Source organism: Vibrio sp. 03-59-1, assembly GCF_013114135.1.
In the GTDB taxonomy this organism is placed as follows: Bacteria; Pseudomonadota; Gammaproteobacteria; order Enterobacterales; family Vibrionaceae; genus Vibrio; species Vibrio cortegadensis.
In genome coordinates, this window is record NZ_VTYA01000009.1 from 115,817 (window position 1) to 139,117 (window position 23,301).

General features: G+C 41.6%; 20 protein-coding genes. 5 read left to right on the plus strand and 15 right to left on the minus strand.

Going from position 1 to position 23,301, the window contains the following annotated elements; all coding sequences use genetic code 11:
• Window positions 1–9: 9 nt before the first annotated feature.
• The 12 genes from F0249_RS11140 to F0249_RS11195 form a co-directional block, all read right to left on the minus strand.
• Complete coding sequence (locus tag F0249_RS11140; protein ID WP_171756718.1) at window positions 10–1,392, minus strand: O-antigen ligase; 1,383 nt, start codon at window positions 1,390–1,392, stop codon at window positions 10–12.
• Entirely contained in the window at window positions 1,392–2,846 is a 1,455-nt protein-coding gene (locus tag F0249_RS11145) for a lipopolysaccharide biosynthesis protein (RefSeq protein WP_171756719.1), read from the minus strand. Before F0249_RS11145 ends, F0249_RS11140 begins: the two co-directional genes overlap by 1 nt.
• Complete coding sequence (locus F0249_RS11150; RefSeq protein WP_171756720.1) at window positions 2,843–4,114, minus strand: glycosyltransferase; 1,272 nt, start codon at window positions 4,112–4,114, stop codon at window positions 2,843–2,845. The genes F0249_RS11145 and F0249_RS11150 overlap by 4 nt, the downstream gene beginning before the upstream one ends.
• On the minus strand, window positions 4,107–5,318 hold the full coding sequence (locus F0249_RS11155) for a glycosyltransferase family 4 protein (protein WP_171756721.1): 1,212 nt from the start codon (window positions 5,316–5,318) through the stop codon (window positions 4,107–4,109). Before F0249_RS11155 ends, F0249_RS11150 begins: the two co-directional genes overlap by 8 nt.
• Window positions 5,319–5,518: 200 nt before the next feature.
• Complete coding sequence (locus tag F0249_RS11160; protein ID WP_171756722.1) at window positions 5,519–6,646, minus strand: glycosyltransferase family 4 protein; 1,128 nt, start codon at window positions 6,644–6,646, stop codon at window positions 5,519–5,521.
• Entirely contained in the window at window positions 6,627–8,189 is a 1,563-nt protein-coding gene (locus tag F0249_RS11165) for a sigma-54 dependent transcriptional regulator (protein ID WP_171756723.1), read from the minus strand. Before F0249_RS11165 ends, F0249_RS11160 begins: the two co-directional genes overlap by 20 nt.
• Before the next feature lie 111 nt (window positions 8,190–8,300).
• Entirely contained in the window at window positions 8,301–10,754 is a 2,454-nt protein-coding gene (locus F0249_RS11170; RefSeq protein ID WP_253825310.1) for a response regulator, read from the minus strand.
• 40 nt (window positions 10,755–10,794) lie between these two features.
• Complete coding sequence (locus F0249_RS11175) at window positions 10,795–11,604, minus strand: phosphate/phosphite/phosphonate ABC transporter substrate-binding protein (RefSeq protein WP_017051591.1); 810 nt, start codon at window positions 11,602–11,604, stop codon at window positions 10,795–10,797.
• A 10-nt stretch (window positions 11,605–11,614) separates the two neighbouring features.
• Window positions 11,615–12,304, minus strand: coding sequence for a CpsD/CapB family tyrosine-protein kinase (locus F0249_RS11180; RefSeq protein ID WP_136994651.1), 690 nt, complete (start codon window positions 12,302–12,304; stop codon window positions 11,615–11,617).
• A complete protein-coding gene (locus F0249_RS11185; protein ID WP_171756724.1) occupies window positions 12,304–14,412 on the minus strand; it encodes an SLBB domain-containing protein in 2,109 nt (702 codons plus the stop codon). Before F0249_RS11185 ends, F0249_RS11180 begins: the two co-directional genes overlap by 1 nt.
• Window positions 14,399–15,259: an OmpA family protein gene (locus F0249_RS11190; RefSeq protein ID WP_171756725.1), complete on the minus strand. Its 861-nt coding sequence runs from the start codon at window positions 15,257–15,259 to the stop codon at window positions 14,399–14,401. The genes F0249_RS11185 and F0249_RS11190 overlap by 14 nt, the downstream gene beginning before the upstream one ends.
• A gap of 75 nt (window positions 15,260–15,334) precedes the next feature.
• A complete protein-coding gene (locus F0249_RS11195) occupies window positions 15,335–15,661 on the minus strand; it encodes an STAS domain-containing protein (protein ID WP_017051587.1) in 327 nt (108 codons plus the stop codon).
• Between the two features lie 339 nt (window positions 15,662–16,000).
• Here F0249_RS11195 and F0249_RS11200 point away from each other — a divergent pair, with 339 nt between their 5' ends.
• Window positions 16,001–16,876, plus strand: a complete 876-nt coding sequence (locus F0249_RS11200; RefSeq protein WP_171756726.1) for a DNA ligase — start codon at window positions 16,001–16,003, stop codon at window positions 16,874–16,876.
• Window positions 16,877–16,958: 82 nt separating this feature from the next.
• Here F0249_RS11200 and F0249_RS11205 read toward each other — a convergent pair whose 3' ends face one another.
• Window positions 16,959–18,329, minus strand: a complete 1,371-nt coding sequence (locus F0249_RS11205; RefSeq protein ID WP_017051585.1) for an MATE family efflux transporter — start codon at window positions 18,327–18,329, stop codon at window positions 16,959–16,961.
• 183 nt (window positions 18,330–18,512) lie between these two features.
• Here F0249_RS11205 and F0249_RS11210 point away from each other — a divergent pair, with 183 nt between their 5' ends.
• Window positions 18,513–19,127 carry a riboflavin synthase gene (locus tag F0249_RS11210; protein ID WP_017051584.1) on the plus strand — a complete coding sequence of 205 codons (615 nt, stop codon included), beginning with the start codon at window positions 18,513–18,515 and terminating at the stop codon, window positions 19,125–19,127.
• Between the two features lie 127 nt (window positions 19,128–19,254).
• On the opposite strand, the gene F0249_RS11215 is transcribed toward F0249_RS11210, so the two are convergent.
• Together F0249_RS11215 and F0249_RS11220 are read right to left on the minus strand one after the other, a co-directional pair.
• A complete protein-coding gene (locus F0249_RS11215; protein ID WP_017051583.1) occupies window positions 19,255–19,458 on the minus strand; it encodes a CPXCG motif-containing cysteine-rich protein in 204 nt (67 codons plus the stop codon).
• Between the two features lie 242 nt (window positions 19,459–19,700).
• A complete protein-coding gene (locus F0249_RS11220) occupies window positions 19,701–20,570 on the minus strand; it encodes a fructosamine kinase family protein (RefSeq protein WP_171756727.1) in 870 nt (289 codons plus the stop codon).
• A gap of 231 nt (window positions 20,571–20,801) precedes the next feature.
• On the opposite strand from F0249_RS11220, the gene F0249_RS11225 reads away from it, so the two are divergent.
• The 3 genes from F0249_RS11225 to F0249_RS11235 all read left to right on the plus strand — a co-directional run bounded on the left by F0249_RS11225 (window position 20,802) and on the right by F0249_RS11235 (window position 23,297).
• A complete protein-coding gene (locus F0249_RS11225) occupies window positions 20,802–21,767 on the plus strand; it encodes a response regulator (protein ID WP_029203247.1) in 966 nt (321 codons plus the stop codon).
• Window positions 21,767–22,720, plus strand: a complete 954-nt coding sequence (locus F0249_RS11230) for a diguanylate cyclase (protein WP_017051580.1) — start codon at window positions 21,767–21,769, stop codon at window positions 22,718–22,720. Before F0249_RS11225 ends, F0249_RS11230 begins: the two co-directional genes overlap by 1 nt.
• Before the next feature lie 232 nt (window positions 22,721–22,952).
• Window positions 22,953–23,297: a DUF3802 family protein gene (locus F0249_RS11235; RefSeq protein ID WP_113795559.1), complete on the plus strand. Its 345-nt coding sequence runs from the start codon at window positions 22,953–22,955 to the stop codon at window positions 23,295–23,297.
• The last annotated feature ends 4 nt before the right edge of the window (window positions 23,298–23,301 follow it).

A 23,301-nucleotide genomic window follows, 5' to 3' on the forward strand; every position in this document is an offset into this window, starting at 1 on the left:
TGAAGATATTTAGGTGGCGGTATTATTCTCAATTTGACAGGCATTTTGAGTGAGGTGAGATACCGCAATAGTCAGCGCAGCGAGAATATAAATGGGCCAAGTGAAGCCTTGAGTAAGGAAAGTTGCAGAGACAATGGTTCCGATCAGTCCGGCATATACTGAATTTGCCATCGCAATTAAATAACAGTTATGAGTTTTTGGTTTTATGGCTATCTGCATAAGCGTCTTTCTCGCGGTGAGAATCAAAGAGGTGATAAATCCGATAAACACGACTAAACCAAGCATCCCCGTTTCAGCCAATACACCAAACCAAGTGCTGTGTACTGCGTGATTTAATCCATCCCAATGTGGACTATAAAAGAAATAATTAGAGTAAAAATTGTTCAAGCCGACGCCAGTAAATGGATTGTCGAGTGACATTTTGAACGCCGCTTCCCATGCATACAGTCTTCCCATTGCGGATGCGTCAATTCCTGCTTCTGCTGCACCTCCAGATGCTCTATCAGATATCCCTGCGACGCTGTATAGAACCAATGCCGCGATGGCTCCAATACTGAATAACGCAACTTTTGAACGTATCAGCTTTATAGCAAAAATACCGAATACCGCTAATGAACCAAGCAGTCCTCCACGGCTTTGTGTCGCGATGACAGCCATCATTAAAATAACAATCGTGACAATGCTGCATAAGCGAATTAGCCAATGGACTCTGGGTGTTGTCGCTAACCCTGCCGCAAAGGCGAGTGGAAACATAAGTACTAGCGCTAAATCGTTAGGATCGCCAAGAACAGAACCGATATCGCGGCCAATAGTGACTCGTGAACCTTCAACCAAACCAATGCCATTTACTGAATTAGACAGCGCGACCGTTCCCACCAATAATCCTGCCATCACGATTAATACCGATACCCGAGCGAGATTGTCGATATTGTTCATCAACCAAATTATGGCTAATGTCATGACAATAATTTTCCAATAGGTATTCTTAAATGTGGTGATGGCAATGCCACGATTTGAAGCGAACGCAATACCCACGATAACAAGCCCCCAAAAAATCGCTAACCAAGTGAGTGATGGATGCCAATACACTTTAAGTTCTCGGCTGATTAAGGTATGCCAAATAAGAGCCGATAACGCTCCTAAAGAGAGCAATAGGGGGATTTTCAAAGAATACAGAGCAGGGATCACTTCGTGAATACGAAAGAATGAAAACACCACAAATAGAGTGACGAGCCAGAAGGTCTGGCTAATCACAAACAGAGCACCAAGCGGAAGCAGAGCCAGAACTAGAGCAACCGCAGGGTTAGGAACAAGCATCCACACCAAACCAATCAAGGCGCAGATTAGGCTGACAAGAATGAATGAGCTAAGTCGTGATGGGTATGATGTCATTATGCTTTCCTTAGCGAATGCAATTTTGAAAACAATTCAGACCTAAAAGCAGAGTTAACCACTCGACTCGGCAGGGTAACAAGTTTGAGTTTAAGCGCACAAAAGATAACGATCATTGGCGCAAGAACGCTCATTAGTATTAGCGCTAAAACAGTAAGAGCGTAGCTTGCAATAAAAAACAGGAGTATGCATACCACTAAAAGGATGAGCATCGATTTGAAATCATAAGGAAGTTGGCGAAGACGTTGACTGACAACGGTTACAATGACCATGCGACTAACCTGAACCAAAAATACCGCCATTAAGATACCCCAAATTCCAAATGAGTTAAGTGTGTACGCCAGAGACAGACCAACAAATGTACAAAGCATGTTGATTCTCAACAGAGTCTGGGTGTTTTTTTCAGCAAGTATTCCAATATTGAACAGCTCAGTAAGCTCTTTGAATACGGCAATACTAAGTGTCGCAACGAGAATTTTTCCAGCAAATAAGTAGCTCTCCGGTAAGGCGATAATAATAAAAGCTTGACCGAAAAAAGCGATACATACGGCTAGAGCGGCGATAAGAACAATGCCATATTGCGTATAAATAGCGGCTTGCTTTGGCCCTTGTTGTTCGATGACATGAAAGCGTTTGGGCATCCACCACATTCCGAATGGCTGGACCAAAATACACATGGCTAAGGTAAATTTTGCTGCAATGGCATACAACCCAAGTTGCTCTAAATTGGTGGCGTATAAGATCAACCAACGTTCTGCACCATTTAGTCCAAAAGCGAGCAAGCCTGATAGCATGAGTGGGAAACAGTAATTTAGGTAACGAGATGAATATTGTAATTTGGGAAGGGAAAAGTTGAGACGTTGAGTTCCCTGAATTAAGAGAAATTGAACAAAATGAGCCACTGTACTCGCGAGTAATATTCGGACAACACTTGGGCCCGTGAACAGCACCCCTAGAATCAAACTGACTTGTAGCGTTGTGGTTGCAATACTAATTAATAGAAAGTGACGGGCTTTGTTTTGCATTCGAATCCAAGCCATGGCCACACCAATTGCGCCTTCTAAAGAGAGAGAGGCAATAACCACGAATAACTCGCTTGATGATAAAGGGGAGATCCAGCCATCAAGATCATCGATGAATAGAATAAAGCCAATCAAAGCGGCTATCATTAAAAACGAAATAGTGAGCGTTAAGCTAAGCAGTTGGCTCGCGATGCGTTTTTGCTCCTCATGGGAGGCTTTCTCTCCTGCAAACCGATACAGAGCTTCATGCAATGCAACACTGATAAACATACCTAGGAACGCACTTACTGTAGCAAGCAGTTCCAGTTTTCCAAGTTGTGCAGGTTCAAGGTATTGAGCCATCACAGGAAGCATCAACAATGAAATACCTTTAATTAGGAATATCCCAACTGCGTAAGTCAGCATATCGCCCATGGCCGATTTTAATTTCATAGCGATGTCCCTGTGCGTGAACAACGCTCTGAACAGACAGAGAGTGTCATCTCAGAGGTAAATTTATCGGTATCAATGAAACGGGCGATAGGTAGGTAACAGGTCTCAGCTTGGTACTCTTTTGCCAAAATATAAGCTCGAGATTGAATATTCGAACGCCATAATGGGGTAATGGCGAGTGTGTGCAATATGGTTTGTAAGCTCTTTGGGTCTTGAGGCGTGTATTTCATGCAGTTCAGACCATGAGTTAACTGGGTATCCCAGTACGCGCCATCTTTGGGGATAACGACACACATTCCTGCGGCAAGGGCTTCTAAAATGGATAAACCAAACGGCTCATTGATGCTAGTAGAAACGAAAATACTGTTTTGAGATCGTAGTTGATCCAAATTATCTGGCTGTTCGTGCCACTGAACATTTTGAATAGCGATAGGAGCTTGCGTGATATTGAGATTGATCCCTTGAGGGCGAATATAGCAAACCGTGGTGTGAAGGCAGGTTGTCGCATCATTTGGCGAGGAATTAAGAGTGTTAGTCTTTAGTGCATTGAGCAATAGATCTAAGCCCTTCCATTTAAGAAGTGATGCAGCCCAAAATAGAGAGGCATGATCGGTTTGGCTTTTTGTTGGCCAACAGGTCTGGGAAATACCATTCACAAAAGTGTGAGCGTGTGGGGAATGCAGTACAAATTCTGCTAACGTCGTTGAGTAATGATCGCCATTCTTAATTGAAAGATAACAGGAGAGAGCGTCAATAAGAGATTGTTTGGTACTGGGTAGATAAAATAGAGCATCACAGCGCGTCAGGCAGAACCCAATGGAGCGAGAAGACGCGACTGGTCCGTGAATAAATTGAATAATGTTAATTGCGACTAGGGTTCGGCACAGGTACAGGCTCATATCGATTCCAGGGCCAGAGCAACCAACCAGTTTAGAAATAGAGTTGGAAGCGGACACCTTAATACTCAACAGGGTTAAGCAGATGTACATTAATAGATAAAGCTGTTTTACCCAAAATAGACCGCCGCATGATGCCTTTGCGAGTGAGTATGGAATGTGCAATTTTACTATTGTTACATCATGCCTTCGTGCCAAGGAGCTGTTTGACCAACATTTAGGGCTTGCCGTCAGAATAGTGAACTGACTATTTTTCGCGTTACATAGCGCTAAAGCTTCACTTGTCGCCACTTTTGAACCTCCAGAAAAACCTATTGGGTCAAAGACTAAACTGTGTCCATATTCAGCACCGACTTTCGCTGTGTTATCCATGATGACCTCCTATCGACGGTACATAATTGATCATACTTTTAAGTGGTTTTAAGCCATCGAGTAGCGAAATTTTAGGGACTGTAGCTTGAGCGATCTTGGCTGAATACAATGATTGAATGGCTTGGGTGTTACGCTCAATAGTCAATTGAGTACTGACATAATTAAATGCATTTGCTCCTAGCATTTTTTGAAGAGGTTTATCGTCAATGAGTTTTTCAATGGCATGAACAATGGGAGCAACGCCACTATTTTCGTACAAAATGCCCGTGTCATTGTGAGTGATAAATTCTGGGATACCCCCGGTGCTCGGGGCAATAATTGGCAAACCAGCCAGCGCGGCTTCGCCAAGAACCAATCCGAAAGCTTCCGATCTCGCGCCACTAATAAAAGCGTCAACACCACCACTTAACCAATTCGCTACGTTGGTCTGTTCTCCTACAAAATGTATACGACTCATCAAATGCAACTTGGCAACTTGCTGAGCCAGTTCATCTCGCAGTTCGCCGTCACCAATCACCACTAAATGCAAATTAGGGTAGTGGTGCTCAAGCAGTTTCACAGCGGAAATCAGTCTATCAACGCCTTTTCGTTCAATGAGTGAACCGACTGTCGCTAAAACAAAATCACTCTCTTTTAAATTGAGTTTGGCTTTTACATTCAGCGGGGCACTTTTTGATATATCCGCTTCGATACCATTATGAATAATAGAGACCCGATTTTGCGGGTAACCTTCGTTAATGAGGTTAAGACTGATCGCTTTACTGACACAAATGATATTCGGTGATAAGTGTAATCCCAGCGACATTCGATCTCGTAGTTGGTAGTCGCTGTGGAGTTGGGTGATTAGCGGGATATTGCAAAGCTTGGCAACCAAACACATCCACTGACAAGGCGCACCACTGTTGACATGAATTAGGTCAATGTTATTGCGACGAATCAGGTTCAAGCCTTGCTGTACCAGATGGTACCAACCATTGACATCACAGCGTGGGCGACTCCAACCAGCGAGTAATGAGAACTCACTATGTTGGCTAAATATGTCACGCTCACTCACATGTGTGTGAAGCGCTTGGCTGTTGGTCCAAAGATGTGGGACAAACAGATCTCGGTCTAAATGTTTGAATAGACGGATGAGGCACATCTCGCTGCCTCGGATCCAGTTATCACCATAATGAACAAATAGGATGTTTTTTTTATTTTTCATTTTGATATACCTAACGTAATGACGATAGGTATACGATTGCAAAGGTGATGCCAAACTTAACTGTTAATTAACTATCTGATTTTAAAGGATGTGGTTATGGTTGGTTAATAGTTTATATACGTAATTCTCATATTGAGAAACATATTCTCAGTTTGAGATGAGCCTATTGTATGAATATAAAAGCGCTTTTGTTCAGACAATTAGCAACTAGAACTTTCAGATTTTGTCGGAAGGATTTGATACACATTCAGAAACTGAGGGATCACAGCTTCACTAGAGTAGTGCTTATTCACCGTGTTAATCGCATTTTGAGTCATGGCATTTTTTTCACCTTCAGAAGAAGAGAGCCAAGCTTGGAGATGTTCAAACAGTTGATCGGCGTTATTCGCGATAAAGCCATTTTCATTATGTTGAATAAGTTGGCTTAGATTTCCAACATTCATCGCTAGTACTGGTATACCACGTGACATCGCTTCTAATGCTGCCATTGGCAAACCTTCAAATCGTGAAGGAATGATAAGCAGCCCAATATTCTGCCAAACGAGTGACATATCATTTTGATGTCCGTGAAACTTAACATTTGAGGTTTTGTTTGCACTCAAATCAGAGTCAAGTGGACCGCTGCCATAAATATCAAAAACAAGTTCTGGAAAGTGTTTGGCTAAATCTAAGATTCGGTCTGGGGCTTTTTCATGGCTTAGTCTCCCAACAAAAGCCAGTTGCTGTCCGTTACTACGCGTCACATTACCTGTGTTGACGAAATTGTTAAGAACCGAAGCTTTAACGGGCAATTTCGTTTGTATCAACTGACTGACCGCAAGGTTGCTATTTGAGACACTAGCGGAATAGCGATCACACATGTCATACAATTTGACCTTTCCTGCAGGGGTTTCTCCGGCATGAAAAGTTGACAATTGAGTGATAGGCTGCGCCCATGAGAGTAATTTAGTTAATTTGCTTAAGATACTCGCTTTATACCCGTGAGCATGAATGAGTGTCGGTTGATGAATACGATTGGCGAGATGAAGTTGATGCAGCGGTTGATTCAATAATTGATGAAATCGTTGCGTGGATCTATTTTCCGTATCAACTAACTGGTGAAGATAAGAGTAGGGAATACCTTCAACATTCAATTTCTGGATGATCGCAGATTCTTCAGGATACTCTGTCAGTAATACCACTCGGACAGAGGGGATTTTACTTTTTGAATGCAATCCAAAATGCTTAAGCCCGATTGCGAGCTCAAGCACGTGCGTTTCTATCCCACCAAAAGTTAGGCTATCGATTAACAACCATATCTCGCCTAATCTAGGCTTGATCGCATTCACTTTCGGATTCCCAAGCCTGTTTCTTCCGATATACGGTAGAAGGACTTAACTCTAATAGTACTGCTGCATTTAGGACGTTACCGTCGCAAAAATCAATCGCATGCTGAATCGCTTCGCGCTCGATTTGCCACATTGGTCTTATGTCTCCATTCGGTTTAGTTAAGACCGAGTTAATCATAGACGAATCGGCGGCACTCACTGGCTGACTATTTGTGATGCTGTCACTTAAAATGGATTGAGCATCGAGATCGCCAGACTGTCCAGAAATTGTATTCGTCTGCTCAGAAATTTGAGGGACAAAAGTAGGCTGTACTTCAACAGGTTGCTGAATTTTGGTCGCCGCCGAGAGCCCCATTGGCTTAGTGGTGGTATCTTTGCTATTAATTGGAGGCGGTAGATGTTCAACAGAAACGTGAGTTTCATCATTAAGAACGACAATGTTTCGAATAATATTTTGCAGTTGACGAACATTCCCAGGCCAAGTGTAGCGTTTTAGAATCGTTTCTGCATCACGGTTAATTCCGATAAATTTCTTACCGTCTTGCTTAGCATAGACTTTCAAAAAGTGCTTCGCTAGAGTCGCAATATCAGAGCCTCGCTCACGAAGTGCGGGCATCTCAATGGGCACGACATGAACTCGATAATAGAGATCTTCGCGGAACCGACCTTCTTGAACTTCCAATAAGGGATTTCGGTTGGTTGCACATATTATACGCACATCAACTTTTATCTCTTTGCTGCCACCTAGTGGGGTAAAGGTGCCAGTTTGTAAGAAACGCAGTAACTTCTTCTGCATTTCCAGTTCCATTTCGCAGAGCTCATCTAGAAACAGTGTTCCACCATGAGCAAGCATCGCCGCACCTTTGCGATCGGTGGTGGCTCCAGTAAATGCGCCTTTCACATGGCCAAATATTTCACTTTCCATGAGATCACGAGGAATCGCGCCGCAGTTAATCGCAATAAATGATTTATCTTTGCGGTTACTCTCTTTGTGGATGGCTTCAGCACAAACCTCTTTACCCGTTCCACTCTCTCCATTAATGAAAACACTGGCGGTTGTTGGTGCAACAGAATCAATGGTTTTATACACTGCTTGCATTGGTAAACATGACCCGATAAATCCATGAAAGCGAGAACGGTCAAATTTGTTCTGCATATCATCAACTAAGTGCTCTAATTTAGCGCGCTTAAGATGAAGTTGAACAGAGGTTTTAAGTCGATCTGCTTTAATCGGTTTCTCAAGGAAGTCTTCCGCCCCTTTTTGAATCAGGCTGACGGCAATATCGACAGAACCATGCGCTGTGGCAATAATCACAGCAGTCGGTATTTCGTTGCTTGAAATCCACTCTAGGACATCTTCTCCAGACATATCGGGAAGTTTTAAATCAAGAATGACCAATTGTGGAGTGTTGCGTTGTATAAAGTCTTTTGCTTCGCGTCCGGTTTCAACATGAAAGATATCGTAAGGTTCATCTTTCACATATTGTTTATATAGCACGGCCAGCGAGGTCGAATCTTCAACTAGTAATACTTTAGGGCGCATGCATACTCCTTTTAAAATCATACGATTAAAAAATCGCTATAAACAAATTAATAGCACAGCCTTTCATAACTATGAATCTGATTGAATTAAATATTTGAACTCGAATGGTTTTCAAGCATGGCTTTCAAAGCCGAGAGCACTTCGTAATTTAAGCGCTTTAATTGAAGCATTAGCAAGCTCTTCTATTCCAGCACATAATTTGAATGCTTCTTCTGAGTTATTTTGTAGGCACTGTTTTTCTATTGCACGAGCTAAAGTGGACAACTTACGGTTGCCAAGTGCCAGTGAAGAGCTGCCTAATGTATGTGTTTCAAATTCGAGTGAGTCTATATCTTGAGCATCCATCGCCGCATATATCTTTTCTAAACGGACATGACACTCTTCGACATAGTGTTCAATCAAAAGAGGAATGACTTCTGCGCTTGTATCTTCAATCATTTGAATCAAAATCGATTCATCAACGTATTGGTTTATCAGTTCGGAATCCAAACCTTCCGACGCGACAGAGTCTTCAGGTGAGTGAAGGTTAATGTTAGATTGCAGTGCAACTTCGTTAGTTGTGTCCATATTGCTTGTGTCCATGTCGGTTAAATTCCCTTGTTCTTGAGTCATTGCTGAGGTTGCTCTCTGTTGCTGGTTTGGCATCATTGCGACTTCGTTATTATCATTACCGCTTGAACCCATCCCCGTTTCATCAATAGACAATCGCTCCGGATCTAAATAGCGGTTTAGCATTTCGATGAGTTGGAACATTCTAACTGGCTTCGAAAGGTAGTCATCCATGCCAGCTTTCATAAATTTTTCTTTGTCTCCAGAAAGAGCATGAGCGGTCAGTGCCACAATTGGGACCGATGATTTCAGCGAAGACTCTAAATTTCGTATATCGCTACATGCCTCAATCCCATCTTTTTCGGGCATAGAGATATCCATGAATACAAAATCATAGGTGCCATTAAGGACCATTTCCACCGCTTGATTCCCATTTTCAGCGATATCGATATCCATTCCTACGTGAAGAAACATATTTTGAATAACGAGTTGATTCGCTTTGTTATCTTCTGCAACTAGAATCTTACATTTGCGTATTGCTTCCGAAAGAACGGGGGACGTTTTACTGGTTTTATCTGACTTTTCCTCTTCATCTGACAGTTTTAGGTAAGAGGTGAACGTAAAAGTGCTACCTTGATTTAATGTGCTTTTGGCCGTAATACCACCATCCATCATCTCAGCTAGACGTTGTGATATGGCAAGCCCCAAACCGGAACCGTCACGACTTCGAGAGTAACTTTGGTCAACCATTGTAAATTCATCAAAAAGGTAATCGAGGGCATTAGTTTCTATGCCAATTCCTGTGTCCGTCACCGAGCAGGTCACTTGAATTTTGTTATGATCTTGGACTTCGGTTTGCAATTGAACGGAGATCAATCCCTCGGAAGTAAATTTAAATGCGTTTCCAAGTAAGTTAAGCACAACTTGGCGGAAACGGTTGACGTCTCCGATAACACTAATGGGTTTAGTATTATCAACCGAACAGACTAACGCGATATTTTTCTTGTTCGCAAGAGCATTAAAACTATCCACGATGTCGATCATGCAAGTGTTAAGAATGAAAGGTTTATGCTCCAGAATCAAGGTATTAGCATCCATTCTTGAGAAGTCGAGAATGTCATTAATAATCGAAAGTAGCAACTCGCCTGATTCAGTTGCAGTATGTAAGAGTTTCATCTGTTCTTTATCTAGTTTGGTTTCCTCAAGGAGAGATAACAAACCAAGAACGCCATTCATTGGGGTACGAATCTCGTGTGACATTGAAGCTAAGAAACGACTTTTAGATTCACTGGCTTGTTCGGCTTCACTTCGCGCGAGTTTTAATTCACCGTAATTTTCTTGAAGGCTACGCGACATCTTATCGAAGGCATTGGCGACTTCAGCTAATTCATCCTTCTGCTCCATTTTAATTTGATAACCGGGGCCATTCTCTGCAACGTTATGCGCGGCTTCGGTGAGTTTTGTGAGATTTCGAGTTAAATACGTGCCTAAAACCAATGAGAAAACAGCCACAAGAAAGACTTCAAGAGAGGCGATAGCAACGATCGATTTTTGGGCACTGGCCAAAAGGTTATCAATGCTTGAGGTTCCAAATCCCATATCGATGTGACCGTAAACCGTGCCGTCGACTTCTATATTAACGCGTGTATCAAAAATGCCGTCATCAATAGTATCTAACCCCTTATCAAAGGTCGGCGTTCGATCTAATAGAGATTTGTCTCCACTGCACGCTAGGACTTTATTGTTACGTATTACTTTCACATACAGAACATCTTCTAGAACAACGATCTCGTTCGTTAAGTCGTCCAGTGTGGCGAGATCCATGGATAAGACAGCATCTTGAGTGGCTTTTGCAAACATGATTTTAGTTGCATCTGCCCGTTGTATTAACTGTTTTTCGTTTGAATCAGCAAGAAATGACATCGAGCTAATCACTAAGATCATCAATAATACAATCTCTATTAGTGCAATGCCGATTACTGTTTTCGCTCGAAAAGTCATAGCTCGAAATGTCATAGTCAAACCTTTTGTCTAATGAACCTTGTCTATTTTTGAGTTACTTTTTATCACTCATTAGATTGTTGATATGAAGTTCTCGGACGTCATCCCAGTCGTCGTTCACTGCGGCTTCAAATCCAATAATTTTCAGTGGTGTTAATAACTTAGAACCTGAATCTGTTTTCGCTAAATCCGCGAAAATCTCCTGAACTTGTTTTGTAACAGATAGAGGCACTCTAGGGTGAGAGGCAATGGCATGGGGTGTGTAACCTTTGGTGACCCAAATTGGGGTTAATTGCTCTCTGATTTCACTGTTCATCGCTTTGAATGTTCGCATTACCCCACCGCCTGCGGGGTAAAAACCTCTTGCGACGGAAAGATAAACAGAATCATGGGAAGAGACGTATTGAGGGGTCGCGTTAATATTTTGAGCGGCAAGATCGGCTTGAGTCAGTATAGTTGCGGCAAATGCGGCCGGAGCAGGGAAGGCAAGTGTTTCATCTTGCAATTGTTTTAAGTCTGTAATGCCACTGTCTTTACGTACAACGAGTATCCCCTTGATTTGTTTATTCTGAGCTTTTGCAATGGCTTGATAACCAGGCGCTTGATTAAAGGTAACGAAGTGGTAGGGATTCATGTACGAGAAGTCATATAACCCTTCGCTTAACCGTTGCTCAAAAGTAGGAATATCAGCGGCTGTAGTAAAAACAAAATCATGGCCTGTCCGCTTACTTAGTTCATTCATAATAGGAGTCCATTGCTTAGCAAGTCGACTCGCAGATTGTTGCGGCACAATACTGAACGTGTACTGCTCAGCAAAGGTTAACATAGGTGAAAGTGCAAACATCATACAGAGCAGTTTTTTCATAGCAGCCTCATTAAAGTGGTAAATTTAAAAAATCATTGTTATAGATTACCGATTCTAATTTCGCTCTTAATGACTTGGGAATCAGCTTAAATTTATTGAGTTGTCTTACTATCTCTTGAGCCAGCGATGGATGTTGCTGCATGTTCATAACACACCCGAATAAGTTAATTGAACTCGCGGAGAGCAGTGATTTCGCTTTTGTTAGGTGATGCGCTGATGTCACACCTGTAAGCATAACCAGTAGAGTACAATCACATGCACTCGCAACACTTTGAGCCGGGATATTCCCCTTATTTACCTGTAGTAGTGGGGAAGTATCAATAACAATACGCTCATATTCGTTGAGCCACTGTGCCACTTTTCTCTGTAATGTAATTGGATCTTTGTACGCAAGTTGAGTCGACGTCTCTTTTGGCGCGGGTAAGCCTACAAATAATTGATGAGTCTCACTATATTCTAGCCAATGTTCTCCATCCTGTGTGGAACTTAACTCAAGATCCAAGAAAGCGGGGTTAAATAAATTGAGATCGACAAGTAAGGTTTTGTGTCCGGCAAGTAGGTAGCGCTCTGTTAATGCCGCTGCTACTGATGTTACGCCGTCACCTGAATGACAGGCTGTTATGCAAATAGAGCGGCATTTTTCGAGTTCAGCTGATAAATAGAGCTGTTCAATCTCAGCATGAGTAGCAGATATAGCCATTAGAGTGCTCCTATTAATACGATTGTGGTGGCAATTTGTAATACATCACGTAAACCTGAACGAGCTTGTTCGATGTAACTTTCGCTACGATCCGGAATGTAAATTGTGTCGCCAGCTCGTAATACAGGTAGTTGATAAATATTCCCTGTTTTGCTGAATTTAATGAGGTCGAATGTTCTTGATTGTCCTTCACAGCACGACATATTCACCACGCTGATTTTCTCTAAGTATGCCGAATCACTTGGGCCACCAGCTTCAGCTAAAATATCCAGAATTGTCATGTTGTCATCGAATACATAACGACCGGGATCATTAACCGCCCCTAAGATCCGCACTGTTGATTCTTTAGAACGATCTAACCAGTTACGGTCTTTTTCTGGAATATAGATGGTGTCCCCAGTTTTAACTTGTGGAAGTAGAGATTCATCACCCGTTTCAAAATAAAGAGATAAGTTCAATTTACTAACTTGAGAGTAAGTTTTATCTCTATGAGTCACGCGAATATTATGAATGTCGGCATCTTTAGTTGGTCCATCAGCAGCAGATAAGATATCTAAAAAGTGCATTTGATTGGTAAAACGGTACCGGCCTGGAGCGTTAACTTGGCCAAAGACATAAATAGACGAATCTGAGCTTTGGCGGACCCATTGAGATTTATTGTCTGATGGATCTTGAGGAAGGTCGTGTACACGTACAATCGCACCCGCTCTGATGACAGGAAGATCACTTCGTTGAGCGCCGTTTATTATGTAGCTATCTAAATCAAAGACTTGCATCTGTCTTCCGCCGGATACCACTTCAATTTTTGTGGTGTCAGCTCGAAGAGTCGGGCCACCTACATGAGCCAGTAAATCCATCAAGTCCATTTCATCAGACCATTCAATACGGCCGGGGCGTACAACCTCACCAATGACATTAACCGCTCTATTCGGTGCAATCTTTAACCACGATTTTTCATTCATATCTGTTTTTTCAGGAACGAAAATGGCATCACCTGATTGAATCGCTGGTGGCTTGATTCCGTTTAAGCCTTCAGTGTATGCCGCTAAATCAAACTTAATGACTTTACCGTTAGCCTTTAAAATTCGAATTTGGCGAGACTCTGCAAATCGAGTAGGTCCACCTGCGTTAGCGAGAATATCCATAAATGTTGCGCCTTTTTTCCCTTCAAAAGCACCTGGTTGAGCAACTTCACCCATGACGTATACGGTATTCGCCCCTGATTTAATCTCTTCTTCTTGCATTGGAACGAAAATAGTCGAACCGGGAAGAAGTGTAGGGAGTAAACTTGAGTCGCCAGAATCGAGATAACGCTTTAAATTAAATAGAGTTGGTGCGTTGTTGCTGATCACTCGAATCTGTTCGACGCCTGCGTAACGAGTAACACCACCAGAACGCATCAGAATATCCACAAGATCGGCATCTTTTGTGTATGAAAATGACCCCGGCGCATTAACTTCACCAAAAACTTTTATTGCTAACTTCGCATCTGAACTGTCACCTGAATTTGCAAGTTTTGAAGCGTCGAACTCTTGCTCAATGTTACCCACAAGTGGAGAGGCTGGAACAAATAAAGTATCAAGGGATTTTAGAGCAGGTAACAGATCTTCATTACCCGTATCTAAGAAGTTCTTATAATCAAAATCTTGTTTTTGAGCACCACGTTTTAGCTGCATTTTATTAAGTTGGGCACCTGAACGAAGGCCGTCCGCAGCGTAAATTGCCATTTGGATGCTGGCACCTTCAGGTAAAGTATATTCACCCGGCTTCTTTACATAACCTTGAATTGAAATAAGCATCTGACGCTTTTTAATGAACACTTTTGCGTTTGTTAGGTCACGGAAAACACTCTTTAGTGCGGACTTCACCGTTTGCTCTAGTTGGGCCTCGTCATAGCCAGCGACAAAAATAGGACCAATCTCAGGCAGCGTTATTCTTCCACGCTTATTTACTTGAAATCCTTTGTTTAGCGTCTCTTCACCTGGTAGGTTAACTTGAATCAGGTCACCTACCTGAACGACGTCTTCTGCCGCATGACTATGAGAAGAGAGTGAAGCACCTGTAAATATAAATACAAGCGTTGTGAGTAGTAGGCTAGTCCATTTCATAACGAACTCCTTGGTAAGCGGCTAGCTCACTTTGCGTTGATTGGCTGTTTTTATCATTCGATAAAATTTCTATGCTGACTCGTCGATTAGTTAACATCACCCCTGGCGTATCACCTTCAAATAGAGGTAAGCTAGATCCTAATGAGTTAGTTGTAATTCTTTGTGGGTTTAGACCAAAAATGGTTAAGTAACGTTTGACCTGCTTAGCTCGACCAAGTGCCAGAGTTTGATTATGTTCTTCACTCCCAGAGGCGTCGGCATGGCCAGTTACTTGTAATGTGAGCGCGTTATGTTGTTTAAGAATGTTTGCGGCTTCAGCAAGCTTACCCATGTATTTCGGGTTAATCTCAATAGAGTCGAAAGCAAATTGATTGTCGACATTGAGCAAATCAAATAAGTGCGAAACAACAGATAATTGAATTTGAAATTGCGCTTCATTTTTAGGTGGGGCGCAGCGAGTTTGGGATGTGACATAGTCTAATTGTTGCTCTAATTGTCTCAGTCGCTTTCTTTGAATGACAAGATCATTCGCTGCATCCAGCAATAAACCACCTTGAAGCTCTCGTGCTATACGGTTTTGTTTCTCAATGGCTTGAACAACAGCAGCAGGGAAACACCATTTTGCTCCTTCTTGAATTAGAGCATCCAAATGCAGTTTGGCCAGTTTCCAATCAAACCTTAACCCATGCTCTGGTCCTAAAGGTTCATCGGGCATTACTGGCGAGAAGTCCGCGTTAGTGTAACTCTCTGCAAGCCCACCAGTACCGCTTTCCGGGTAGCTGGTACAGCCTGTTAAGTAAAATGATAATACAGCTGTTGCTATGTAAGTCATATATAAGTTTTTCATGCCAACGTCCCTTGTCATTCTTCAATTATTCTGAGCAATTAGTTATTGTTTTTATTGGAATAATTGCTGGTTCGATTAAGCGTTATTACTACGAGAGTTTACTGGGATGGCATGTCCTATACGTAAAAGATTCATGATCTCTAGTGGCTGCCCCTGAACATTTTCAATGCGCATGTTTCGTTCACGTTCGACAAGACGTTTATAGAGATAAACAATCGCACCAACACCTGACGAATCGAGAAAATTAACTTGGCTGAAATCAATTTCAATTTCTGGGTGGCTGTCGTGTGCGATGACATCATCGATATGTGGTTGTGCATCTCGACTTCCTGAAGCATCCATATCGCCGCAGATTGAAAGAGTCAGTATTGTGTCGTTAGCTTCAATTTTACGTAGTTCCATGATGATATCTCCTGTTTGGGTATGCATAGATAAGAGCAGAATCTGTGCCAAGAAATATATTCAACTAAATCAGATAGATAAAAATTTCTTGTGTCCTTTTCTCAATTTAAGAATCGAGTTTTTCTCAATTTGACAGACGAATGATTGAACAATTTAAGTGCGTGAATGGCGAAAATTGACACGGTGAAATCAACAGTTATTTGTGCATGAGTCCAAATTTCATGTAACTGACAAATGGAATATCAGCATGAACTGTTGCCTTACTCGCATGCCACAAGGGGTAGTTTGCTTGTAACGTCATATTGGTTTTTTATAAATCACATATATAAAAAACGTTGGATGAGTACATTGAAAAAAAGAACTGCGGTTTTATTAAGGCTTAACTTGGTCACTATTGCGCTAGCAACAGCATTTCCCTCTAAATCTGAATCAATAGATGAGCGGATACCTCAAGTCGTAAAAGCGAGTCATTACCAGCAGGACATTGATGTGTCTGAATATTGGAAAAGTGAAAAGTTGGATGGGATACGAGCCTTATGGACAGGAAAAATGCTGGTGACACAAAATGGAAATCCTATTTATGCCCCTGATTGGTTTATTGAAAAGTTGCCTCCAATACGTTTCGAAGGTGAACTGTGGGCAGGAAGAGGCAATTTCCATCTAGTACAGCAGACTGTGTTAGACGATATTCCGAATTATGCAGCATGGAAGAAAATCGATTTGATGCTATTTGATATGCCAGATTCAGCCGGTGACTATCAAAAACGCTATTATAATATCTTGGCTTGGGTAAGCCAGTTAGACGTACAACACGTTAAATATGTTGAACACACACCGATAAAAACAGAGAAAGAGCTCTTTAGCCAATTGAATAGCGTAAGCGAGAAACTAGGCGAAGGCTTAATGCTGAGGAAGGTGACCAGTCGATACCAGGCAGGACGAAGTAATGATTTGCTCAAACTAAAAAAGCATCAAGATGCTGAAGCCTTGGTGATTGGCTATAAATCAGGGACGGGTAAGTATAAAGGTAAAATGGGCTCTATTTTAGTTAGAACGGGTGAAGGAGTAGAGTTTTATATCGGGAGTGGTTTTACTGATGAGATGAGGCTATTGCCACCAACGTTAGGCTCAACTGTTACGTATCGTTACAACGGATACACCCAAAATGGCGTACCAAAATTTGCAAGGTATTTACGTGAGCGTCCAAATCGATAGGTAACATTTTGCTAAGAGCTAAGAGCTAAGAGCTAAGAGCTAAGCGGAAGCCAACCATACGATCGACTTCCAATTTAGTTCTTTACTGGGAAGCAAATTTCAGTTGAACTGAATCTTCTTGGCTGTGCATCCAATGTAATCTGATCCCAAGCATAACAGCAGCAGAAGATAGGCCAAGAATAAAACCAATCCAAAAACCATGAGCACCCATAGGCTCAACAATCCAATCGGTTAACCCCAAAATACAACCAATTGGTAATCCAATTAACCAATAGGCAATAAAGGTACGATTGAAGATGGCTTGCATGTCTTTATAACCACGCAAAGCACCTGCTGCAATAACTTGAACGGCGTCTGTACATTGGTACACCGCAGCAAATAGCAATAGCTCCATAGCCAGTTCAATAACTTCGCGATTATCGGTGTATAACAGTGAAACTTGTTCACGGAACAACGTGGTTAAAATGGCAGTGCCAAAGGCCGTTACTAAGCCAACGATTATCCCAACATGTGACGCAATTCTTGCCCCTTCAATGCTCTCTTCGCCTAGCTTGTGTCCCACACGAATACTAACAGCCGCACCAATACTCATCGGGAGCATAAAAACAAGTGATGAGAAGTTAATGGCAACTTGGTGCGCAGCCACAATTGTCGGGCCTAAAGGCGCAACTAATAGAGCGACAACCGCAAATAGTGTTACTTCAAAAAATATAGAAGCCGCCACAGGGAAACCAAGCTTGAAGAGTCGAATTTGAGCTTTTAATTCAGGTTTATGAAATTGACTAAACAATCCTACATGTTGGAGTCTCTTAGCGCTGATTACATAGAGAAGCATCAAAGCAAACATCACCCAGTAGACAATTGCGGTCGCCACGCCACAACCGATACCTCCTAATGCAGGTGCGCCTAACTTACCGTAAACGAACATCCAATTGAGTGGGATATTTAATAGTAAACCGATAAAACCAATCACCATGGCTGGTTTTGTTAAAGCCATACCGTCGGTGAAACTTCTCAATGTTTGGAAAAACAAAAAGGCAGGAACGGCGTACATTACAGCATCCATATAACCGATAGTTTTATCGGCCATAGCGGTTTCAATGTCCATCAATCCTAAAATCCACTGCGTTTGAAATAGCACGGCAAGAATGGGTAAGGAGATGATGACGGCAAGCGTAAACCCTTGCTGAATCTCAAATGGAATTCTCTCTTGCTTACCTGAACCATTCAACTGAGCAACGACAGGAACAAGTGCCATCAACAAACCAACACCAAATAGGATAGACGGTAGCCAAATACTTGCCGCAATAGCAACGGCAGCCATATCAATAGCACTGACGCCACCCGCCATTATAGTGTCAACGAACCCCATTCCTGTCTGAGCAACAGAAGCAACAAGAACAGGCGTTGATAATTTAACTAAATTAACCGCTTCTTTTTTATAACGATGCACGAAATTCTCCAAAACAAGCATGGCTTTGTTACGTTCTAGCCCTGTGTTCAGTATAGGTAAATGTTCGACATATTATTGGGGTTCAGGATAATCCTTAAATGCTAATAATATGTACAGATATATTGTGGTGAATGATAAAGAAATGTCACAATAAGCACCATTAAAAATTGTCGGAATCAGCAAATGTTTACAGGTATTGTTCAAGGTATGGCAACGATTGTTGCAATAGATAAGAAAGAGAACTTCCAAACCCACACTATTGAGCTATCTGGTGAAATGAGAGAAGAACTTTCAATCGGCGCTTCAGTTGCTCATAACGGGTGCTGTTTGACCGTTACCAAGCTTGATGGAGGACGAGTGTCGTTTGATTTAATGCAAGCTACGTTAAAGTTAACCAACCTTGGCGAACTTAGCGTGGGTAGTGCGGTGAACATTGAGCGAGCGGCAAAGTTTGGGGATGAAATTGGTGGCCATAGTATGTCAGGGCATATTCATTGCCTCGCTGAGATAACTGAAATAATCGATACACCAAATAATCGAACCATTTGGTTTAGCTTGCCGAATGAGCAGAGCAAATATGTTCTTACTAAAGGTTATATTGGTATTGACGGCTGCTCGTTAACCATTGGGGACGTAGAAAAAAATACATTTTGTGTACATTTAATTCCTGAAACCTTGAATCGTACTCTTTTTGGCCAACGCTTAGTGGGGGAAAAGGTGAATATTGAAATTGATCCACAAACACAAGCCATCGTCGATACGGTAGAGCGAGTACTTGCTGCCAGAATTGATCAATAGGACAGGGCTATATCTAGAAGCTAATCACTTAGTCGCTTCATTTAGTAACTAAAGTGCCAAAAAATACAGACAAAGCAACGGGTAACCAGTCGCTTTGTCTGTTTATTTACTGAATCGTATATAGCACTTAGAAAACTTGCTCATCATCGGAATCGACCAGTAAATCGACTCGATCATACTGCTCATCCACCGTCATATTTAAATGGATCGCGTGACAACAAGCAGGGCAATCATCGTAAAAATTTTGACTTCCTTGTGAAGCATCAAGAGTGATCCCAATTGAGTGTCCACAGTGTGGGCATTGAACTCTTCGTTCTGTGTAGTTACGCATAAATTTCCCTTACACCTTATATACTGAGGTTCTCTTTACTCCTTACACTTTAGATGGTTTGGTTACTTATTGGCGCTAAATAAGTACAAAATTAGCTCTGTCTCATATATTAGAAACTGTTACATTTAAGGGTTTGACGTAAACTCTCAATTACCTGAGTTTAAAGTAAATATTATGTTTCATATAAATACTAAAGCTCTGATTATCAATTTAAACCGCTTCGCCTTTTGCGAACGTGACAATTATGGTTGAGATTGTATTTTTGTAATAAGTAGCTGAGCTTGTTCAACATAATGGCCACCAAACTGATTACAGTGGTTCAGTATATGATAGAGATTATAGATGTCTTTCCTCTCAGCGTAATGAATGTCTAAAGGGGTAACACTTTCGTAGCCCTGATAAAAATCAGGCTGAAATCCTTCAAACAATTCAGTCATCGCAATATCACACTCTAAATCCCCCCAGTAAGAGGCCGGATCATAGCAGATAGGGCCTGACACTGAATTAGAGACGTTGCCATACCATAGATCACCATGAATCAATGATGGGCGAGGGTGATGATTGGCTAAACGTTGATGAATACTTTCTACAAAAGCATCAATATCGCAAAACTCGATACCTTTCTCTTTTAGAAGTTGCAACTGCCAGCCGATTCGTTGCTCTGAAAAAAAACGACTCCATTTTTTACACCACTTATTCGGTTGGTGTGTAGCGCCTATGAAATTATCTCGATCAAACCCAAACTCTTTTTGTTCACCCCATTGGTGCAATTTGGCTAGTTTAACGCCAAAGGCATAACTGTTTTTAGCATCGTCTAACGTTTTGGTTGGTAGATAGTTTAAGACAATGAATGAATTTGTTTTTGATTTACCAATCAACACGAGTTCAGGCACGAATATGGTGGAAGTTTCCCGCAGTAAGCGTAGATTTTCTGCTTCTGCTTCGAATTTAGCAAAAAAATCACGACTATTGACCTTAACGAAATATCGCTGCTCACCATCGCTGATCATGTAGCATTCGCTAATGTCCCCTCCGGAGATTTTGGTTTTTTCGACTAAATTGAAGTCAAACAATAAAGTATCTGATAATTGCTGAGAAATGGCTTGCCACATAATCACCCTCACTAGGTCATTGCTTTATTTACTTTCTATCTTAGGTCATTAATTTAACAATGATTGCTAAGTTCTGCATACTTTTCACAACAAGTGGCTGTAATTGCTCAGAGAACTGAATAAGTGTGATATCGGTCGCCTACATGAAGTCATCCACAGAATTTAACAGTATGAAATACATGTTGGTATGAGTATTATGTATGTTACGAGTATAAAAATTAAAAATGACTTATGAAAATTCTTATTTGTGATGATTCCTCGGTCGCTCGGAGGTCAATCGCCAAATGCATAACACAGACAGACAACGTACAAATAGTATTTGCCAAAGATGGCCTTGAAGCACTGCAAGTTTTAAAAGAGCAAAATATAGACATTTTGTTCTTGGATTTGACCATGCCGGTAATGGATGGGTTCGATGTACTTGCTTCACTTCCCGTTAGCAACTATCAAACTAAAACGGTCGTAATTTCTGGTGATGTACAACAAGAAGCTAAGACAAGGTGTCGAAATCTTGGGGCGTATGACTTCGTATCCAAACCATTTACCGCTGAAATAGCCAAGCCACTTTTTGATGAACTAGGCATTGTTTTCTACACAGCAAACAAGCCTAAACCCGTTCAAGAAGCAGAAACGATCGATCCTTTAACTAAGTTTAAAGAGTTAACCAACATAGCACTTGGTCAAGGGGCTGCGGTTCTTGGCGATCATCTGAGTGAATTCATTCAGTTACCCATTCCTAACGTCGGTCCATTAACCTATGGCGAATTAAAAATGACCATGGAAGACGTGATCAGTCGTGATAACTCAATCGCAGTGTCTCAACGTTTTGTTGGTGGTGGATTACACGGCGAAGCTTTGGTCTGCTTAAGAGGATCGCATGTTAATGAGATCGGAATTCGTCTTGGTTATACGCCTGAACACTCAACCTACAACGAAATTGTACTAAATATTGCAAACTTATTAGTTTCTTCCTATTTAGTCGCCCTGGGGGAGCAATTAGCAAAACGAGTCGCTCTCAGACAGCCTACCGTTTTGGGTCATATTCAGAAAACGCAATCCAGCATTTCAGATTCTGAAGAGATCTTTACTATCGAATATACCTACTCAGCGGAAACACTCGATTTCCAATGTGAAGTGCTTTTCTTGCTTGATAATAAGTCGGTTGCTGAAATTTATAAACTAATGGAGATGATGTAATGTCTGATTTAACTGTCGATATGACGGATTTTCATTGGGTTATGCAGCTAATGGATACACTTGATTCTGGCCTTGTAGTGATTGACCGCCAATATAACGTGTGTGTCTGGAATAATTTCATGCAGTCATACAGTGGTATTCAGTCACAAAACATTATGGGTAAGAATCTTTTTTCTGCCTGTCCAGACTTACCTGAATGTTGGATGCACACCAAAGTTGAAGCCGCGATAGCACTAGCGACAAAGTCATTCTCAAGTTGGGAAGATCGCCCGTATTTGTTCAAATTTTCAAACTTCTCACCAGTGTCGAGAGGCGTTGAATACATGTATCAAGATGTTGTCATCACACCTCTGCGTTCATTGTCTGGAGAAGTGACTCATATTGCATTGATGATCAATGATGTTTCTGATATTGCAAAGAATAAGATCGAACTTAGAGATGCGAACCATGACTTAGCCAAAATCAGCCGTACTGATGGCTTAACAGGCTTATTTAATCGTTCTTTTTGGGAAGAGTGTCTTAAAGAGCAATTTGATCATGCTCAAGTGGTTAACTCACCTTGTTCGCTGGTGATTTTCGATATCGATCACTTCAAAAGAGTGAATGACACTTACGGGCATACCGTGGGTGATGATGTTATTCGAGAAACCGCCTCTATTTTACTGAAACAAGCACGTAAAACCGATATGTGTGGGCGATATGGTGGTGAAGAGTTCACTGCGGTCTTACCCGATACCACGGCAGATCAAGCCCTTTACTTTGCAGAAAGGCTGAGGAAACGAATTGAAGCAGAGGTGGTGAAATCTTGTGGGGTGGAAGTCAAGTTCACAGTAAGTTTGGGTGTGTGCCAATTTAATCCAAAATTAGGTGACCATTTGGAGTGGATCCAACAAGCTGACGAAAACTTGTACCACTCGAAACAGAACGGAAGAAACCGAACAACAGCCAGTTAGTGGATGGTTGGTGCGTGTTTATTAGCCTGTTTTTGGTGATAAAAACGACATTCAACCAAAAACGCAGCATAACACTTACCGATTAGTGTGAAAATGTGACGACATGTCTTAGTATTAGATTTGATATTGTATTAGTTTAGATACGTTTTCACACTATGTTATAAAGTAGATATGTTGCTTGAACAGGTTGCCGTTTAGCAAATTGTTGTAAGCACCAATACGGAGAAGAAAAGTGGTTGTTGAAACCGATGGATATTTAGCGCTGATTGAGCACCTTTCCTTTAACTTGTCAGTCTTTGCTAATGAGCAAGGAGATACGGGAGAGGAGAGTATTGAAGATATAGTTACTGATATGATTTCATCCAATATCATGGCTATTTTCGAACAAAACCCGGAACTGCATTCAAGTGTACGTTTCCAACTGCTTAAAGAAGCTGATGCGGTAGTTGAAGATCTTGGAGAAGTACTTGCTGGTGCTTGGACTAAGAAAGCAACGAATCAACAGATCGAATTCTTAGATGAATACATTGCATTAGTTAAAAACCTATTTGATACAGCAGTAGCGAAATACGACTGATCAA

What these genes read in the sequence shown, in the direction of transcription:
- F0249_RS11140 (WP_171756718.1), bottom strand. Translation starts at nt 1,392, where the DNA reads ATGACATCATACCCATCACGACTTAGCTCATTCATTCTTGTCAGCCTA.
- F0249_RS11145 (WP_171756719.1), bottom strand. Translation starts at nt 2,846, where the DNA reads ATGAAATTAAAATCGGCCATGGGCGATATGCTGACTTACGCAGTTGGG.
- F0249_RS11150 (WP_171756720.1), bottom strand. Translation starts at nt 4,114, where the DNA reads ATGGATAACACAGCGAAAGTCGGTGCTGAATATGGACACAGTTTAGTC.
- F0249_RS11155 (WP_171756721.1), bottom strand. Translation starts at nt 5,318, where the DNA reads ATGAAAAATAAAAAAAACATCCTATTTGTTCATTATGGTGATAACTGG.
- F0249_RS11165 (WP_171756723.1), bottom strand. Translation starts at nt 8,189, where the DNA reads ATGCGCCCTAAAGTATTACTAGTTGAAGATTCGACCTCGCTGGCCGTG.
- F0249_RS11170 (WP_253825310.1), bottom strand. Translation starts at nt 10,754, where the DNA reads ATGACATTTCGAGCTATGACTTTTCGAGCGAAAACAGTAATCGGCATT.
- F0249_RS11175 (WP_017051591.1), bottom strand. Translation starts at nt 11,604, where the DNA reads ATGAAAAAACTGCTCTGTATGATGTTTGCACTTTCACCTATGTTAACC.
- F0249_RS11180 (WP_136994651.1), bottom strand. Translation starts at nt 12,304, where the DNA reads ATGGCTATATCTGCTACTCATGCTGAGATTGAACAGCTCTATTTATCA.
- F0249_RS11185 (WP_171756724.1), bottom strand. Translation starts at nt 14,412, where the DNA reads ATGAAATGGACTAGCCTACTACTCACAACGCTTGTATTTATATTTACA.
- F0249_RS11190 (WP_171756725.1), bottom strand. Translation starts at nt 15,259, where the DNA reads ATGAAAAACTTATATATGACTTACATAGCAACAGCTGTATTATCATTT.
- F0249_RS11195 (WP_017051587.1), bottom strand. Translation starts at nt 15,661, where the DNA reads ATGGAACTACGTAAAATTGAAGCTAACGACACAATACTGACTCTTTCA.
- F0249_RS11200 (WP_171756726.1), top strand. Translation starts at nt 16,001, where the DNA reads ATGAGTACATTGAAAAAAAGAACTGCGGTTTTATTAAGGCTTAACTTG.
- F0249_RS11210 (WP_017051584.1), top strand. Translation starts at nt 18,513, where the DNA reads ATGTTTACAGGTATTGTTCAAGGTATGGCAACGATTGTTGCAATAGAT.
- F0249_RS11215 (WP_017051583.1), bottom strand. Translation starts at nt 19,458, where the DNA reads ATGCGTAACTACACAGAACGAAGAGTTCAATGCCCACACTGTGGACAC.
- F0249_RS11220 (WP_171756727.1), bottom strand. Translation starts at nt 20,570, where the DNA reads ATGTGGCAAGCCATTTCTCAGCAATTATCAGATACTTTATTGTTTGAC.
- F0249_RS11225 (WP_029203247.1), top strand. Translation starts at nt 20,802, where the DNA reads ATGAAAATTCTTATTTGTGATGATTCCTCGGTCGCTCGGAGGTCAATC.
- F0249_RS11230 (WP_017051580.1), top strand. Translation starts at nt 21,767, where the DNA reads ATGTCTGATTTAACTGTCGATATGACGGATTTTCATTGGGTTATGCAG.